The organism is Streptomyces sp. NBC_00727 (assembly GCF_045161745.1).
In the GTDB taxonomy this organism is placed as follows: Bacteria; Actinomycetota; Actinomycetes; order Streptomycetales; family Streptomycetaceae; genus Streptomyces.
Genome location: NZ_CP108981.1, coordinates 2,710,615 through 2,726,417, shown reverse-complemented (window position 1 = coordinate 2,726,417; position 15,803 = coordinate 2,710,615). Strand labels below are relative to the sequence as shown.

Genomic DNA, 15,803 nt, shown 5'->3' with positions numbered 1-15,803 from the left:
CGCCCTGGCGGCAGCCGGCCGTCAGGCCACTCCTCACCACCCGGACGGAAGCCCCCTTCATGAGCCTGAACGGTCTGCTGGATGTCGTCGTACGTGATCCGGCGCTCGACGAAGCGGTGAAGGCCGCCGGTGACGGCCACCGGATGCACATCGACCTGGTGGGCCCGCCCGCCGCGCGGCCCTTCGCCGTCGCCGCGCTGGCCAGGGACGCCGGGCGCACGGTGCTCGCGGTCACCGCGACCGGCCGGGAGGCGGAGGACCTGGCGGCCGCGCTGCGCACCATGCTGCCGGCGGACACCATCGCGGAGTTCCCGTCCTGGGAGACCCTGCCGCACGAGCGCCTGTCGCCCCGCTCCGACACCGTGGGCCGCCGGCTGGCGGTGCTGCGGCGCCTCGCGCACCCGCGCGCGGACGACCCGGAGACCGGGCCGGTCTCGGTCGTCGTCGCGCCGATCCGGTCCGTGCTCCAGCCACAGGTCAAGGGGCTCGCCGACCTGGAGCCCGTGTCGCTGCGCACCGGGCAGAGCGCGGATCTCGGCGAGATCGTGGAGGCGCTGGCGGCAGCCGCGTACGCCCGGGTCGAACTGGTCGAGAAGCGCGGCGAGTTCGCGGTGCGCGGCGGCATCCTGGACGTGTTCCCGCCGACCGAGGAGCACCCGCTGCGGGTGGAGTTCTGGGGCGACGACGTCGAGGAGATCCGCTACTTCAAGATCGCCGACCAGCGGTCCCTGGAGGTCGCCGAGCACGGACTGTGGGCGCCCCCCTGCCGTGAGCTGCTGCTGACCGACGAGGTGCGCGAGCGGGCCGCCGCACTCGCCGAGGCCCACCCCGAGCTGGGCGAACTCCTCGACAAGATCGCCCAGGGCATCGCGGTGGAGGGCATGGAGTCCCTGGCCCCGGTCCTCGTCGACGACATGGAGCTGCTGCTCGACGTGCTGCCCGAGGGCGCGATGGCCCTCGTGTGCGACCCCGAGCGGGTGCGGACCCGGGCCGCCGACCTGGTCGCCACGAGCCAGGAGTTCCTGCAGGCGTCCTGGGCGGCGTCGGCGGGCGGCGGCGAGGCCCCGATCGACGTCGGCGCGGCCTCGCTGCGGGGCATCGCGGACGTGCGCGAGCGGGCCCGTGAGCTGGACATGATGTGGTGGTCGATCTCCCCGTTCGCCGCCGACGCCGAGCTGGACGCGGACACGCTGTCGCTCGGGATGCAGGCCCCGGAGACGTACCGGGGCGACACCGCGCGGGCGTTCGCCGACACCAAGGGCAGGCTGGCCGACGGCTGGCGCACGGTGTACGTCACGGAGGGCCAGGGGCTCGCCTCGCGTACCGTCGAGATGCTGGGCGGCGAGGGGATCGCGGCCCGGCTCGACCCGGACCTGGAGGAGATCACCCCGTCCGTGGTCCACGTCTCGTGCGGGGCCATCGACCACGGCTTCGTCCACCCCGGCCTGAAGCTCTCGGTCCTCACCGAGACGGACCTCACCGGCCAGCGCACCGCCACCAAGGACCTGGGCCGGATGCCGGTCAGGCGGCGCAAGACCATCGACCCGCTGACGCTGGAGACCGGCGACTACATCGTCCACGAGCAGCACGGCGTGGGCCGCTACATCGAGATGGTCCAGCGCACGGTCCAGGGCGCGACGCGCGAGTACCTGCTCGTCGAGTACGCCCCCGCCAAGCGCGGCCAGCCCGGCGACCGGCTGTACATCCCGACCGACCAGCTGGAGCAGGTCACCAAGTACGTCGGCGGCGAGGCCCCGACCCTGCACCGGCTCGGCGGCGCGGACTGGACGAAGACGAAGGCGCGCGCCAAGAAGGCCGTCAAGGAGATCGCCGCCGACCTGATCAAGCTGTACTCGGCCCGGATGGCGGCCCCCGGCCACACCTTCGGCCCGGACACCCCCTGGCAGCGCGAGCTGGAGGACGCCTTCCCGTACGCGGAGACGCCCGACCAGCTGACGACGATCGCCGAGGTCAAGGAGGACATGGAGAAGTCGGTCCCGATGGACCGGTTGATCTGCGGCGACGTCGGGTACGGCAAGACGGAGATCGCGGTCCGCGCCGCGTTCAAGGCGGTCCAGGACGGGAAGCAGGTCGCCGTCCTCGTCCCCACCACGCTCCTGGTGCAGCAGCACTACGGCACGTTCACCGAGCGCTATTCCCAGTTCCCCGTCAACGTACGCGCGCTGAGCCGCTTCCAGTCGGAGACCGAGTCCAAGGCGACGCTCGCGGGGCTGAAGGACGGCGCCGTCGACCTGGTCATCGGCACCCACCGCCTCTTCTCCTCCGAGACGAAGTTCAAGGACCTGGGCCTGGTCATCGTCGACGAGGAGCAGCGGTTCGGCGTCGAGCACAAGGAGCAGCTGAAGAAGCTCCGCGCCAACGTGGACGTGCTGACGATGTCCGCGACGCCCATCCCCCGTACGCTCGAAATGGCGGTCACCGGCATCCGTGAGATGTCGACCATCACCACCCCGCCCGAGGAGCGCCACCCGGTCCTGACCTTCGTCGGCCCGTACGAGGAGAAGCAGATCGGCGCCGCGATCCGGCGTGAACTGCTGCGTGAGGGCCAGGCGTTCTACATCCACAACCGGGTCGAGTCGATCGACCGGGCGGCGGCGCGGCTGCGCGAGATCGTGCCCGAGGCGCGGATCGCCACGGCGCACGGCCAGATGTCCGAACAGGCCCTGGAACAGGTCGTGGTGGACTTCTGGGAGAAGAAGTTCGACGTGCTGGTCTCCACGACGATCGTCGAGTCCGGCATCGACATCTCCAACGCCAACACGCTGATCGTGGAACGCGGCGACAACTTCGGTCTCTCCCAGCTGCACCAGCTGCGCGGCCGCGTCGGCCGCGGCCGCGACCGGGGTTACGCGTACTTCCTGTACCCGCCGGAGAAGCCGCTGACCGAGACCGCCCACGAGCGCCTCGCCACGATCGCCCAGCACACCGAGATGGGCGCCGGCATGTACGTGGCCATGAAGGACCTGGAGATCCGCGGCGCGGGCAACCTCCTCGGCGGCGAACAGTCCGGCCACATCGCGGGCGTCGGCTTCGACCTGTACGTACGCATGGTGGGCGAGGCGGTCGCGGACTACCGGGCGTCCCTGGAGGGCGGCGTGGAGGAGGAGCCGCCGCTGGAGGTCAAGATCGAGCTCCCGGTCGACGCGCACGTCCCGCACGACTACGCCCCCGGCGAGCGGCTGCGCCTCCAGGCGTACCGGTCGATCGCATCGGCGACCTCGGAGGACGACATCAAGGCGGTCCGCGAGGAGCTGACCGACCGCTACGGCAAGCTGCCCGAGCCGGTCGAGAACCTCCTCCTGGTGGCCGGCCTGCGCATGCTGGCCCGCGCCTGCGGGGTCGGCGACATCGTGCTCCAGGGCCCGAACATCCGCTTCGCGCCGGTGGAGCTGCGCGAGTCGCAGGAGCTGCGGCTGAAGCGGCTGTACCCGAAGACGGTCATCAAACCGGCCGTCCACCAGATCCTGGTGCCGCGCCCGACCACGGGCAAGATCGGCGGCAAGCCGGTGGTGGGACGCGAACTGCTGGCGTGGACGGGGGAGTTCCTGACGACGATCCTCGGGTCGTAGAGCCCCGGAAGGCTGCTGGAGTCCAGTTGTGAGAGTTGACTCTCACAATATGTGAGAGCACACTCTCACGTCATGGACTCCAGCAACCGCATGGGCGACCTCGAAATCACCGACCCGCAGACGATGCGCGCCCTGGCGCACCCCGTGCGCCTCGCGATCCTCGAACGGCTGGGCCGGGACGGCCCGGCGACCGCCACCGAACTGGCGCCGGACGTCGGGGCGACCCCCTCGGTGACCAGCTGGCATCTGCGCCACCTCGCGACGTTCGGCCTGGTCCGCGACAGCGCCCCCGGCCCCGACCGCCGCAGCCGCCGCTGGGAGGCGGTCGCGCGCGGCTTCCGCTTCGACGCGCCGCAGGACCCGGCGGACGGCGAGGGCCACTCGGCCGCGCGGGAGCTCTCGCGCCAGATGTTCCTGCGCACCGCGGACCTCCCGGCCCGCTGGGCCGCCGAGGTCGAGCCCGGCCTCGACCCGAAGTGGCGGGCGGCCGCGGGTCTTGCCCACACCCGGGTCACGGTGACCGACGAGGAACTCGCCGCGATCGAGGACGGGATCGAGCAGGTGCTCGCCCCGTACGTCACCCGCGACGCGGCGGACCACCCCGAGGGAAGCCGGGGCGTGGCGCTGCTGCGGTACGCGCTGCCGGAGGGCGGGACCGAGGGGGGTTCGGAGTCGTGAGCACCGAATCCGGGCAGGCGCCGACGGCCTCCGACGCATCCGCAGCCTCCGACACGCCCCCGGCCACCGAGATATCCCCGCCCGCGAATGCGCCGTCGTTAGGACGGGACCGGCGGTTCACCCGCTTCTGGGCGGGGAACACCGTCTCCCAGTTCGGCGACCGGATCACCGAACTGGCCCTGCCGCTGATCGCCGTCAGCACCCTGGGCGCCTCCGCCAACCAGGTCGCCTGGCTGACCGCCCTCGTCTGGGCGCCCAACCTGCTCGGGATATTCGTGGGCGCGTGGGTGGACCGGCGCCCCCGCAAGCGCCGTCTGATGGTCCTGGCCGACATCCAGCGCGCGGCGGTCCTGCTGAGCCTGCCGGCCGCGTACGTCCTGGGGTCGGTGACGCTGACCCAGCTGTACGTGGTGGCGGTCCTGGCGGGCGCGGGCGAGCTGCTGTTCAACACCGCGTACCCGCCGTTCTTCGTACAGCTCGTGCCGAGGGCGTCGTACGTGGACGCCAACAGCAGGATCAGCACCAGCCGTTCCGCCTCCTACGTGGCCGGCCCCGCGGTCGGCGGCGCGCTGGTCCAGGCGCTGACCGCACCCGTGGCGATCGTGGTGGACGCGCTGTCGTTCCTGGCGTCGGCGGCGCTGATCGGCCGCATTCCGGTCGACGAGCCGCCCGCCACCGGCCCGGCGGCGCCCCCGCTGCTGCGCAGCGCCCGCGAGGGCCTGGCGTTCGTGGTGCGCCACCCGGTGCTGCGGGCCTCGCTGGGCTGCGCGACGACGGTCAACTTCTTCACCTTCGTCGGCGGCAGCGGTCTGCTCGTCCTGTTCGCGACGCGCGACCTCGGCCTGTCGGCCGGCGCGATCGGCCTCGCGCTGGGCCTCGGCGCGACCGGCGCGCTGCTCGGCGCGGTGTGCGCCCCGGCGATCTCCCGCCGCCTGGGCGTGGGCCGGGGCATCCTCGTGGGCGCGGTCCTCTTCCCCGCCCCGATCGCCCTCGCGGCCGCCGCGAACGGCCCGCTCTGGCTCCGCGCCACCACGTTGGCCGGGGCGGAGTTCCTCTCGGGCTTCGGCGTCATGCTGTTCGACGTCAACCTCAACTCCCTCCAGGCGGCGGTGATCCCGGACGGGATGCGCAGCCGCGTGGCGGGAGCCTTCGGCACGGTCAACTACGGCGTACGCCCGGTGGGCGCGGTAGCCGGAGGCGCCCTGGCCACGCTCCTCGGCCTGCGCCCCACGCTCCTGACGGCGGCGGTGGGCGGGTGCCTCTCCTTGCTGTGGCTCCTGCCGTCACCGATTCCGCGCATCCGGGATCTGGAGTCGGACACGGAGGTGTACGGGGGTTCAGTGGGGGGTGGGTCCGAAGCGGATGCCCGGTGACTACGCGGTGGCCTCCGCGACGACGACGTACAGGGTCACCGCGGCGAAGAAGGGCTCCGTGGCGAGACGCTCGAGCCACCCCTGCGAGGCCGAGGCGGGCAGGTAGCCCGCGGACACGGCGCGCTCGGTGTTGCGCTGGAGGCCGAGGATCTGGTCCGCGGCCTGGACGTCACGGAAGACGGAGACGACCGGGACGACGGCCGGTACGGTGAATCCCGCGTCCAGGGCGAGGCGGGCCAGTTGACGGCCGATGACCCCGTTGCGTACGACCTTGTCCGTCACGTGGCGGGTGTAGGCCCGGGAGACCTCAAGGTCGGGGTAGTCGATGGTCAGCGAATCCCAGTCCGGTTCGCCCATGACGAGCCTGCCGCCCGGGCGCAGGACGCGGCGGGCCTCCGCGAGTGCCCGGGCGGGGTCGGCCACATGCTGGAGCATGCGGTCGGTCCGGGCGCGGTCGATGCCGCCGTCCTCGAACGGGAGCGCGTGGATGTCACCCAGCTCGACCGCGACGGTGGACGAGCCGTGCATACGTGTACGCGCTCGCTCGACCATCCTCTGACTGGAGTCAAGGCCGATCACCCTGCCCGAGGGTCCGACCGCCTCGGCGAGGGTGTGGAGATCGGTGCCAGGCCCGCACCCCAGATCGAGCGCGGTCTCGCCGGGCCGGATGTCCAACGCGTCGAGCATGACGCTCTTGTAGGAACGCGCCGCGCTCGTCGCGGCCAGTCGGTCCAGGTAGCCGACCTCGTCGGGAACAGCGCTCTCGAACACGCGCCCGGACAGGCGGGCCATGGAGTCCGCCTCCCGTTCGAGCAGCTCCCGCCCCGCGGCCGTGAGCCGGAACGGACGCTGCCGGCCCTTCTCCTCCAGGGGCTCCACCAACCGCTTGGCCTCAAGCCGGGCCAAGGCCCCGTACAGGCTCCCGGGCCCGAGGCGCTGACCGGAGACCTGCTCGATGGCCGCGTTGACGGCGTACCCGTGCAGCGGCCCGTCGGCCAGTGCGCACAGCACGAGCATCTGGGCGTCGTTGGTGCGCATGGACTCTCCAGCCGTGGTCGTCCTTCGGGGCGTTCCCGGATGCTACACGGTGCGTAGTACGCGGTGCGTAGCATCTCGCATGCGACTCCCCTCGGCGGCCTGCCTGGCTCCACGGTCCGCAGCCTCAAGGGAGGGGTGGGCGCGACCCCTCGCGCTGGTATTGGTGGGCCCCGAGTGGCATCTCGGCGGTGGGTGACGTCTTGAAGATCAGCCACACGGTCTTGCCGACGACATGGTCATCGACTCCGAAGTCGTCGGCGAGTTCCCGCACGAGGTGCAGGCCGCGCCCGGAGCAGGCGTCGTCGGCGGCCTGCTGGACGCTGGGCTGACCGGGTCCGCTGTCGCGGACCTCCAGTCGTACCTGGTCCTCGGCTCGGTGGAGGACGACGCTGAACTCCCGGTCGGGCGGCACGCCGTGCAGCAATGCGTTGGTTGCGAGTTCCGAGACGCACAGCCTTATGTCCTCGATCAAGGTGTGAAGCTGCCACTCGGCGAGGACGCCGGTAACGAATTCGCGTGAGGCACCGGCAGAGGTGCGCCTGCGGGTGAAGCGTCGTTGCTGCACCAGGGACACGGTGGTTCACCGCCTTGCTTGCGGGTTGTAACGTGGCGATGACCTTACTGCCTTTCGCGAAAGGCGGCAAGATCGTCTCTGGTGGGCACGCGACTGCGCCTCCCGTCTGGAGATGAGGCACGCTGGGTGTCGTGTCGGTGGGAGCTGTGGAGGAGAAGGACATGGGCGGTAATGAATGGGTCAGTACGTCGACGCCCTACCTCGCCGCGTCCTCCGGCGCCCCGGGTGACACCTGGGCGGCCGAGGCTGCGGCCGAGGGGCGTCGGGGGAGCCAGCGCATCGTCCGGGCGGGCGAGATGGAGGCTCCGGAAGCGGTCGCGGAGCTGCTCGGGGTGGCGGCCGGGGAGAACGTGGTCGCCCGGCGCAGGATCATGTACCTCGACGGCGTGCCCTGCGAGTTGACGGACACGTACTACCCGCTGGGCATCGCGGGCGGCACCGGCCTCGCCGGTACGGCCAAGATCCCCGGTGGCGCGGTCAGGCTCCTGGCGGAGCTGGGCCATGTCGGCGTACGCGTACGTGAAGAGGTGACCGCGCGGCGCGCGACCGGCCCCGAGGCCGAGCAGCTGGCGATGGCGGAGGGCGACCCCGTCCTCCAGCTCACACGACTCACCCTGGACGAGGCGGATCGGCCCATTCAGGTCGACGTCATGGCCATGCCCCCGCGACGCCAGAAGCTGCGCTACGACATCAGGATCGGATGACCGTGCCCAAACCCGAAGCCGACGCCGCCGACCGACGTTCCCTGCATGAGCGGATCGCGGCCGATCTCAGGGACCAGATCATGGGCGGAGACCTCGCGCCCGGCGCGAACCTGCCCTCGACGGCCCACCTCAAGGAGCGGTTCGACGCCTCGAACGCGACGATCCAGAAGGCGGTGCAGCTACTCAAGGACGAGGAGCTGGTGATCGGCAGGGCGGGCGCGTCGGTGACCGTCCGCGAGCACCGCCAGCGGACGGTCCGCCCGGCTGCTTCCATGGCCCCGGCGGGCGCGGGGGAACCGTACCGCTGGCTGACCGAAGCGGCGAAGGACGGCTCCCGGGCTCACAGTACGTTGCTCGAAGTGGCCGAGGTCCCGCCGCCGGCGGATGTCGCGGAGGCGTTGGGGCTTCCGAAGGGTGAGCCGGCGCTGCTGCGGCGGCAGTTGCTCGTGATCGACGACGAACCCGCCGAACTCGTGGCCTCGTACTACCCGCTGGACATCGTCAGCGGTACGGCGATGACAAGTCGCCGCAAGATCCCGGGCGGGACCCCGACGCTGCTCGCGGAGCTGGGGCACCCGCCACGGTTCAGCGTCGACCGCGTGTCCGCACGGGTGCCCACCCAGGAGCAGTACCAGGCGCTGCGCCTGCCCGGAGGGCTGCCGGTGCTGCGTACGCTGCGCGTCGTCTATACCGATGACCGGCGGCCCATCGAGGCGACGGTCATGGTGAAGGCGGGGCATCTGTACGAGGTCCAGTACGAGTTCACCGCCGAATAGGCCTCACCGGCCGGGCGCCCCACCCGGTGTGAACAGCAGCCGCCCCACCTCGCGGAACACCTCCTCCGGGTCGCGGTCGCCCACCGCGTCGGTCAGGTTGCCGCTGAGGAGCAGGGTGGCGAAGCCGTGGGCGAGGGACCAGGCGGCGATGCCCGTGAGGCGGGGGGCGTCGGTGGGGGCCAGGGTGGCGACGCCCGCGCGCAGTTCCGCCGTGGCGCGGTCCTTCGCGGCGAGGAGGTCCGGGTCGTCCGTGCGGTAGAGGTCCGGCTGGAACATCACCTGGAAGTGGGCCGGGTGCGTCGTCGCGAACCGTACGTACGCCACGCCCCGTTCGCGCAGGTCCGGGGCGGCGGCCAGGGTGTCCGCGAACAGGGCGTAGCCCTCGGCGGCGACGGCGGTGAGCAGGCCCGTGCGGTCCTTGAAGTGGTGGGCGGGTGCGGCGTGGGAGACGCCGGCCCGGCGGGCCAGATCGCGGAGGCTGAGCGCGGCGGGGCCCTCGGTGCGGATGACGTCGAGGGCGGCGGTGAGGACGGCCCGCCGCAGGTCGCCGTGGTGGTAGGCGCGGTCGCTGGTCATGGACAGCAGGTTACGCGGGATCTAGTCGTTGACAAGTTCGCGGATCGCGCGCACTCTTGAGATCTAGGCAGTGGCTAGATGGCCGGTGCGTGGCGGAAGGTGTGGGGCATGTCCGAGGAACTGGGTCGCGTACGGCAGTTGTGGCACCTGCTGGAGCCCGTGCACGCCGTCCTGTACTACGCGCCGGAGGCGTTCGAGGAGGCCGCGGCCCTCGGGTACGGCGTCGACGAGCGGTGGCCGAGCTACTTCGCCTGGCGGGCGGCGCCGCTCGGGGACGCGGGGGCGGACCGGGTCGCGGAGACGTTCTACAGCTTCAGCCCGGGCACGGTCGGCGCGTACGTCCCGGGCATCTGGTCCGTCGCCGAGCCGGGCGCCGTGCTGGCCGCGCGGGGCCGGGCCGTCGACCGCGCGTACCGGGCGCTGCTGGGGGAGGAGACCGCCGCACCGGGCACGGCCGAGGCCGCCGCGCTACTGCGGCGCGTCGCGGAGGCCGCCGACACGGCGGGCCGGCCGCTGGCCGCCGCGAACGCCGCGCTGCCCTGGCCGGACGAACCCCACCTCGCCCTCTGGCACGCGGCGACCGTCCTGCGCGAACACCGGGGCGACGGCCACCTCGCGGCGCTGACCGACGCGGAACTGGACCCCGTCGAGGCGCTGGTGTCCTTCGCGGCGATCGGGGCCGCCCGGCCCGAGGTGTTCGCGAGCCGGGGCTGGGGCGACGAGGAGTGGCAGGCGGCGCTCGAACGGCTGGCGAAGCGGGGCCTGGTGGCCGGCGACGGCTCGGCGACCGAGGCGGGCCGGGCGCTTCGGGCCGAGGTCGAACGGCGTACGGACGAGGCGGCGGCGGGACCGTGGCGGGTGCTCACTGACGTGGAGCGCGAACGGCTCGTCGCGCTGCTGGGCCCGCTGTGGGTCGCGGCGATCGGGTCCGGGCTGCTGCCGTCGGAGAACACGCTGGGCATCGGGAAGGTGTGACGGGGCGGCTCCCCGACGGGTGGCCCGCCCCGCACGCGGGAACACGTCGCTGCCATGAAATTCTTCCGGCAGGGAAGAAGTCCATAGGATTCCCGGGTTGGTTCGGCTTTCTCCCCGTCAGGACGGCTACGAGTGATATCTCCCCGCGTGTGTCGAGTACTGGTCCCCGCCCTGGCCGCGACGGCCGCGTTGGCGCTGAGCGCCTGCGACCCCGAGCAACTGCCCAAGGACATCGACACCACCACCGGCGGCGGCGCGGACGGCGGCGGCCAGTCCGTCACCGGCTTCGGCGCCAGTCCGCTGGAGAACGAGGACGGTACGAAGCCCGGCCTCGCACCCCTCACCTCGGACAAGGACCGCGCGGCTGCCCGCAAGGTCATCGAGAAGGTCGCCACCAAGGGGCGCGGCCCGAAGACCGGGTACGAACGGGACAAGTTCGGGTACGCCTGGAAGGACTCCGTGGACGACGTCCCGCTGTCCCACAACGGCTGCGACACCCGCATTATCTCTATGCTTCGCGCCATGATGGATCTGTTCTCGCAGCGTATGCAGGGTGTGGTCGGCTGTGCGTAGTGAGAGGCACGTGAGTCACAGGCTCCTGCGGACAGGCGGGAAGAAGGCCATGATTACGGCCGCCATTTCCGCTGTGCTTGTCACCGGCTGTGATGACCTGGAGTCGGGTGCCACTGCCACAGGATCTGGGCCGGACGCCGCTCCCGGCCGCGTGGTGAGCCCATTGGCGAATCCCGACGGGACGAAGCCGGGGCTCGCCGAGCTCACCTCGGAAGCGGACAAGGCCGACGCACGCAAGCTCATCCAAGGGCTCACCACGAAGGGCCGTGGGCCGAAGACGGGCTACGAGCGGGACAAGTTCGGCTACGCGTGGATGGACACGGCGGATGGGGTGCCGCTGGCGAGGAATGGTTGTGACACGCGGAACGACTTGTTGAAACTCCATGGGCAACACGTGAAGTTCCGTTCAGGTTCCGACTGCGTGGTCGTTGCGATGGACCTGTACGACCCGTACACCGGCAAGGACATCGTCTGGAAGAAGGCCAAGGCCACCGAGGTGCAGATAGACCACGTGGTCCCGCTCTCCTACAGCTGGCAGATGGGCGCCGCCCGATGGCCGGAGAGCAAGCGCAAGCAGTTGGCGAACGACGTGCTCAATCTGCTTCCTGTCGAAGGGCGCGCCAACTCGGCGAAGAGGGACTCGGGACCGGCGTCCTGGCTGCCGCCGAACAAGAAGATCCGGTGCTCGTACTCGGTCCGGTTCGCGCAGGTCGCCGAGAAGTACGAGCTGGCGGTGACGACGGCGGACAAGGCGATGATGCTGAAACAGTGCCAGGGCTGACCGGACCCCCATGGTTGCCCCGGTTTCGGGGCGCGGGGCCCCTCTCGGACGTGGTGGCTAAGGTTCGCAGTCATGGACGCTGCCGATCTCGACCGTCAGGCCCGGACTTTGTCCGGTTGCATTCCTCTACACCTGGTCTCCCGGCTTCTTGAGCTCGGCCACAGTGACGAGGTGGAGGCCCAAGCCCGACGCGGGGAATGGTTCTGCGCGCGGGCCTGGGCACAGCTGCTCAGTGACCAGGGTCGGCAAGCCGAGGCGCTGGAGGTGCTCGCTCCGTACGTTGGCACTGGCTGGTGGCCGGCAGCACGGACCCAGGCGGAGCTGCTGGAGAGCTGGGGGCGGGCAGAGGAAGCGATTGCGCTGGCCCTGCCGTACGCGAGCACGGGAAGGCTCCCGTTGGAGTATTTCGCGCGCCTGCTGGCGCGACACGGTCGTGCGGACGAGGCAGTTACTCGGCTGAGCGCAGGAATTGAGGACCGGCTTCTTGCCGCCGCTCTGGTCGACATCGCCGAGGGAGCAGGACGGGGCGAAGACGTCGCCGCGCTGCTGGCTGCCTGTATCCCGGACCAGCACCGCTGTGACAGTCCATGGTGCTGCCGCGGTCTCGACCCCGACGACGCCATCGGACTTCTTGCAACGATCCGCGAACGCCAGGGCCGCGTCGACGAAGCGATCGCCCTGCTGCGCACCCGGTACATCACCTCGGTCAACAACCGGGATCAGCTGGCCGACCTGCTGGCGAGACACGGTCGGATCGAGGAACTGCGCGCGTACGCGGTGACCGATCGTCTCGGTCACGCCGCGCAGCGTCTGGCTGAGGCACTGGAGGAGCGCGGTGACGTGGAAGGCGCGATCGCTGTGTACCGGAGGTCGGGCGATTCGCAGGACTTCCGGTGCCACGGCACGGTGCGACTGGCGGAGCTCCTGGCACGGCATGGCCGAGGGGGCGAAGCGGTCGATGTGATGCGAGACCTGGCCGAGGCCCACAACGGGGACGACTGGATCCTGCATACGTGGTCCAACCTATGTCTCGCACAGGGGCGCCCCGAGGACGGCCTGGCGCACCTCGACGCCCTCGCCGCCGCCCGCGGGGGCGAGGAGGACTGGGACCTGTACTGGATACGGTTGCCGCTCATCGCCGCCCGCGACGGCGTCGATGAAGCGGTCGCACAGGCCTGCTCCCACCCCGAGGGCGCCGCCTCGTACGCGGCGCCGCACATCGCTGAACTGCTCGCCGGCGCCGGACGCACCGAGGAGGCTGTTGCCGTTCTCGAACAGCACGCCTCCGCGAACAGCAACGAACTTGCCGGCCACCTCATCGACCTGGGGCGCGTCAACGACGCCGTCCTACTCCTTCAGCAGCGCGATTCCGAACCGGTCTCACCTGTCTGGACCGGCTCGCTCCTCAACGATCCCCCATTCTGATTCCGCCTCTCACGGCTGCCCGGCAGACAACACTCAAGGTGGACAGCCGCAGGTGGTGGAACGCGAGCTACGGGGACGGAACAGCCCGCATGGCGCGGCGCAGACTGGCTCGCGCGGCGGTGAGGTCGTCCTCCGCCGCACGCAGTTGACCCTCCAGGGCGGCGATCTGATCCCTGGCCTCTGACAACGCATGCTCCAGCGCGGTATTCCGCTGCTCGATCTGCTGTACCCGCTCGATCAGCTCATGCTGGTTCACACCCTCCAACTCGGCGCCGAGAGAGAGACTGACCCGGTTACGGAGCCGATCGCGCTCCTTCTTGAGGTCCTTGATCTCTTCGCGGGCCAGTGCGAGATCCGTTCGCAACCCGGCCGGAGACACCTGGGACGCCTCCGGAGCGTGGGGGTTCTGGCGACCCCGCGTTCGCTGGGCGGTGATGCCGTCCTGAACGGCTTGGTGCACCCGAGGCTGGTTGTAGACGAACCATGTGGACACCGAGGCATCCCGGGCCACTTGGGCGACGGTGATCCGTCGTCCTGAGCGGAGAAGGCCGTCCACAGTGTCGAGTGCACGCCGGGTCTTGTCCTCGCTGTCCTTGGCGCGGCTGACGCGCAGGCGCTCGACCCGGGCGTTCCGGTCGTTGCCGCCGGAAGCGGCGGGGTGTTTCATTTCGGGCTCCGCGTGGTCAGAGCCTGTAGGGGAACGAACGCCGCTGCCGAACGCGCTTTGCGCAGCTCGCGCGAGGCGGATTCGACGGCGGCCCGTTCCTCGGCGGGCAGCGCGTCGAGCTTCCGCCGCATCTCGTCGGACGACTTCGAGAAGGCGCGGATCTGATCGTCGAGGTTCCGCACGACCCAGTCTGCGGCCTGCATCGCCAGTGCGGCCTCCTTGTCAGCCCGCAGGTCCGCGATCTGCTGCTCCAGAGCAGGTAGGTAGGAGGGGTCGGGCCGGTAGAAGTCGCATCCGGAGCACTGGAAGCGGATGCGGCAGTGCCCGCCCCCGGCCTTGACGTTGCTCGGCTCGGTGCAGCCGCCGTAGGGAACCCCGACGCTCTCCACTTCGTAGGCGAGGGGATCGCCGAATCCGCGGGCTGCTCCGTGCCGGTCGACGGCGAGTGCCGAGACCGTTCGCACGGCCTCCTGCTTTCGGCTGAGGGAGACCTTGTAATACCCCATGGTCACGTCCAGTGAACGGTGGTCCATGAGTTCCCGCAGGACGTCGGGGCGAGTGCCCGCGTCCGCATGGCGCTGGGCGTAAGCGTGACGGAACCCGTACGGGACGACCTGGGTCCGGTCGTAAGCGACCGGGGCGCCGTCCTCGTCGAGCCGGTCGTCCGAGAGGTTCGGGATCAGCTCGTCGACCCAGTCGCGGAAGATCCGGTTGCAGAACTGTGCGGCCTTCAGATGCCCGCGGCGCGGACGGTTGCGCTGTCCGGGCGAGGGGAACAGCCACTGGGCACAGGCCGGCACGGCCGGTAGCGCATCAAGCTCCTTCTGCCAGGTTTCGATCAGCTGGGCGGTGCTCTCCGAGATCGGCAGCCGACGGCCGTGGCGTCGCCGCTTGTGGTTGTCGTAGATCAGCGTCGGTTTGCCGTCGATTCGCTCCAGGCAGTCGCGGTGCAGGCTGGTGACCTCGCCCGGACGGCGGCCGGTATCCCGGAGGACCGCGTAGACGATCTGGTACATCCGCGCGAAGTCGGCCGCCGTCCAGCCGCCGCTCGCGTATCCCGTGGAGGTGCCCAGCAGACCGAGGTGCGCGTCGAGCTGGGCGATCACGTGCTCGGGAATCGCACGGCCGAGATCGTCCTCGGTGACTTCCACGGCAGCGATGCTGTGGAAGCGGGGGGTGAGCGCGAACCCGCCGGGCACGTGGTCCATCATCCCGGCCTGCCGTGCGTACTCCAGGAACGTGCGCCAGTGGCGGAGCAGGGCTCTGCGGTGGCTGGTGGAGTAGTCGCGACCGTCCTCGGGCCGCTTGGTGATGCGGAACATGTCCACCACCGCGTTCATGTCAGCCATGGCGAGGCCCTGCGGCTCATCCCCGTGGGGGCGGCCTGCCAGCGCGGAGGACGCGATGGTCGCCGCGTAGACGGTCTGCCGCAGGTCCATGACGTTGGGGCGGGTCGTGCGGCCGTACTCCTTGACCAGCTCCCGCAGCCAACGCTGCCGTACCGGACGGAAGTCGATGTCGCCGTGGACAGCGGTGTACTTGCGACCGCGCCCTGCCGTCAGCCCGATGAGAGCGCACTCCCATACGTCGCCCGAGGTCGGATCGGTGCCCTCGAACTCGATGCGTGCGCGTCGGACGTGCTGGAGAACACCGTTCAGGACGCCGGAGGTCGCGGCTGGAAGCCCGGAGGAGAAGGAGGCGTCCAGGTCGAGGAGCGAGCCGAGTCCGGTGGGGAGACCGGCCACGATGCGGCGTACCCGCTGGGGGACCAGGCTGATTCCGGCATCGTCGCGCTGCTGGATCCCGTACAAGAGCTCCTGGCGGACCGCGGGGCGCACACCCGCGAGCGAGAACTGGGAGACGCCGGGCATCGCCCCGTTCGCGGAGGTGTTGGGCCTACGGCGAGACGGATCCGGGGTGTGCGTGGTGTCGAAGTCCGCAGGGTTCCCCAGGAGGTATCGGGCCTTCCGGCAGGCGTCGCAGCGGGAGCCGTTGCTCGCCACATGGGTGGTGCAGGAGGCCACGGAGCAGACGAACACGCTGGTCGTCGGGTTACCGGGATCGGCAGTGAAT

The 15,803-nt window shown here is 70.8% G+C and carries 14 protein-coding genes; 9 read left to right on the top strand and 5 right to left on the bottom strand.

Translation table 11 applies throughout. The features are described 5' to 3' along the window. Window positions 1–59 precede the first annotated feature (59 nt). From mfd to OG242_RS12125, 3 genes are all read left to right on the top strand, one after another. The gene (gene mfd, locus OG242_RS12135; protein WP_405898165.1) at window positions 60–3,590 is read left to right on the top strand and encodes a transcription-repair coupling factor; all 3,531 of its coding nucleotides are present in this window, start codon (window positions 60–62) and stop codon (window positions 3,588–3,590) included. Window positions 3,591–3,662: 72 nt separating this feature from the next. After that, window positions 3,663–4,268: an ArsR/SmtB family transcription factor gene (locus OG242_RS12130; protein ID WP_405898164.1), complete on the top strand. Its 606-nt coding sequence runs from the start codon at window positions 3,663–3,665 to the stop codon at window positions 4,266–4,268. A gap of 71 nt (window positions 4,269–4,339) precedes the next feature. Then, window positions 4,340–5,641, top strand: coding sequence for an MFS transporter (locus OG242_RS12125; protein WP_405901584.1), 1,302 nt, complete (start codon window positions 4,340–4,342; stop codon window positions 5,639–5,641). On the opposite strand, the gene OG242_RS12120 is transcribed toward OG242_RS12125, so the two are convergent. Both OG242_RS12120 and OG242_RS12115 read right to left on the bottom strand, forming a co-directional pair. After that, entirely contained in the window at window positions 5,642–6,679 is a 1,038-nt protein-coding gene (locus OG242_RS12120; RefSeq protein ID WP_405898163.1) for a methyltransferase domain-containing protein, read from the bottom strand. It lies immediately after the preceding gene. 124 nt (window positions 6,680–6,803) lie between these two features. After that, on the bottom strand, window positions 6,804–7,253 hold the full coding sequence (locus OG242_RS12115) for an ATP-binding protein (RefSeq protein WP_405898162.1): 450 nt from the start codon (window positions 7,251–7,253) through the stop codon (window positions 6,804–6,806). Between the two features lie 161 nt (window positions 7,254–7,414). On the opposite strand from OG242_RS12115, the gene OG242_RS12110 reads away from it, so the two are divergent. Together OG242_RS12110 and OG242_RS12105 are read left to right on the top strand one after the other, a co-directional pair. Further along, window positions 7,415–7,957 (top strand): GntR family transcriptional regulator, encoded by a 543-nt coding sequence (locus OG242_RS12110; RefSeq protein ID WP_405901583.1) that lies wholly within the window; start codon window positions 7,415–7,417, stop codon window positions 7,955–7,957. Continuing rightward, on the top strand, window positions 7,954–8,733 hold the full coding sequence (locus tag OG242_RS12105; protein ID WP_405898161.1) for a GntR family transcriptional regulator: 780 nt from the start codon (window positions 7,954–7,956) through the stop codon (window positions 8,731–8,733). The genes OG242_RS12110 and OG242_RS12105 overlap by 4 nt, the downstream gene beginning before the upstream one ends. Before the next feature lie 3 nt (window positions 8,734–8,736). Here the strand turns inward: OG242_RS12105 and OG242_RS12100 are convergent, their stop codons facing one another. Next, window positions 8,737–9,309 carry a TetR/AcrR family transcriptional regulator gene (locus OG242_RS12100; RefSeq protein WP_405898160.1) on the bottom strand — a complete coding sequence of 191 codons (573 nt, stop codon included), beginning with the start codon at window positions 9,307–9,309 and terminating at the stop codon, window positions 8,737–8,739. 108 nt (window positions 9,310–9,417) lie between these two features. Between OG242_RS12100 and OG242_RS12095 the strand changes: the two genes are divergently transcribed. From OG242_RS12095 to OG242_RS12080, 4 genes are all read left to right on the top strand, one after another. Continuing rightward, window positions 9,418–10,284: an SCO6745 family protein gene (locus OG242_RS12095; protein WP_405898159.1), complete on the top strand. Its 867-nt coding sequence runs from the start codon at window positions 9,418–9,420 to the stop codon at window positions 10,282–10,284. Between the two features lie 147 nt (window positions 10,285–10,431). Further along, window positions 10,432–10,857, top strand: a complete 426-nt coding sequence (locus OG242_RS12090) for a hypothetical protein (RefSeq protein ID WP_405898158.1) — start codon at window positions 10,432–10,434, stop codon at window positions 10,855–10,857. A gap of 49 nt (window positions 10,858–10,906) precedes the next feature. Next, window positions 10,907–11,638 carry an HNH endonuclease family protein gene (locus OG242_RS12085; protein WP_405898157.1) on the top strand — a complete coding sequence of 244 codons (732 nt, stop codon included), beginning with the start codon at window positions 10,907–10,909 and terminating at the stop codon, window positions 11,636–11,638. Between the two features lie 72 nt (window positions 11,639–11,710). Continuing rightward, complete coding sequence (locus OG242_RS12080; RefSeq protein WP_405898156.1) at window positions 11,711–13,063, top strand: hypothetical protein; 1,353 nt, start codon at window positions 11,711–11,713, stop codon at window positions 13,061–13,063. A gap of 67 nt (window positions 13,064–13,130) precedes the next feature. On the opposite strand, the gene OG242_RS12075 is transcribed toward OG242_RS12080, so the two are convergent. Together OG242_RS12075 and OG242_RS12070 are read right to left on the bottom strand one after the other, a co-directional pair. Then, a complete protein-coding gene (locus OG242_RS12075; RefSeq protein ID WP_405898155.1) occupies window positions 13,131–13,730 on the bottom strand; it encodes a DUF6262 family protein in 600 nt (199 codons plus the stop codon). Beyond that, window positions 13,727–15,754, bottom strand: coding sequence for a tyrosine-type recombinase/integrase (locus OG242_RS12070; protein ID WP_405898154.1), 2,028 nt, complete (start codon window positions 15,752–15,754; stop codon window positions 13,727–13,729). Before OG242_RS12070 ends, OG242_RS12075 begins: the two co-directional genes overlap by 4 nt. Between the last annotated feature and the right edge of the window lie 49 nt (window positions 15,755–15,803).